A 1060-nucleotide genomic window follows, 5' to 3' on the forward strand; every position below is an offset into this window, starting at 1 on the left:
TATGCGCGCAAGTTGCAGGAGCTCATCGGTGGCGCTTTCGGCGAGATGAGTGTGACGATGCAGTACTTGTTCCAGGGCTGGAACTGCCGGATGGAAGGCAAGTACAAGGACCTCCTGATGGACACGGCGACCGAGGAGATCGGTCACGTCGAGATGCTGGCCACCATGGTGGCCCGGTTGCTCGAGGGAGCACCTGCGACGATGACGGCCGAGGCCGTCCAGGATCCGGTGATGGCGGCGATGATCGGCGGGATGGACCCGCAGCAGGCCATCATCGCCGGCGGCGGGGCGCTTCCGGCGAACTCTCAAGGGGTGCCTTGGAACGGCGGATACATCGTGGCCAGCGGGAATCTGCTGGCCGACTTCCGGGCGAACGCTGCCGCCGAAGCGCACGGCCGGCTGCAGACCGCGCGTCTTTACAACATGACCGACGATCCTGGTGTCAAGGCGATGCTGCAGTTCAATCTCGCTCGCGACACGGTGCACCAGAAGCAGTGGTTGAAGGCGATCGAGGAACTGGAGTCCGATGGGCTCGAGGCAACGATTGTGCCGAACGCCCTGTTCGACGAGGAAGACCAGGAACACAACCACACCATCTGGCGGCTGTCCGACGGCACCGCCGGGCGCAAGGGCGGCTGGACCGAGGGTGACGATCCGCTGGAATACCTGACCGATCCCGAACCTCTCGGCGGCCCGGCCTCAGCGCCCGCACCGGACCCGGCGCTATTCGGCACGTACTCGACCAGTCAGGACCTGAAGGGGACGGTGAAGTCCAAGGCGAGGTCAGCCGCCCAGAAGGCGACGAAGAAGGCTACGAAGAAGACGGCCAAGAAGTCGTCGTCCCGACGATCAGCCAACTGATCCCCCAGCTGACCACTACACGGCGCGGCTCAGCTCAGGCAGTCGGGTTGAGCACCCGCCGCGGAGTCCGGCACTCGACCGGAATACCAGTCGGGTTCTCCAGGCCGCACCACTCGTGCGGAGTGAGATTCAGACGACCTAACACGTCGGCAACGACGGCGTAGTGGTCGGACGGCGGCAGACCTCGGTCCTCGTCGAA

General features: G+C 64.8%; 1 protein-coding gene. It reads left to right on the forward strand.

Going from position 1 to position 1060, the window contains the following annotated elements; all coding sequences use genetic code 11:
- Positions 1-861 (forward strand): manganese catalase (locus E0H73_RS45585; protein ID WP_131367564.1); only part of this gene is annotated, 861 nt, incomplete at its 5' end.
- Positions 862-1060 lie beyond the last annotated feature (199 nt).

It is taken from the genome of Kribbella pittospori (assembly GCF_004331465.1).
GTDB classification, from domain to species: domain Bacteria; phylum Actinomycetota; class Actinomycetes; order Propionibacteriales; family Kribbellaceae; genus Kribbella; species Kribbella pittospori.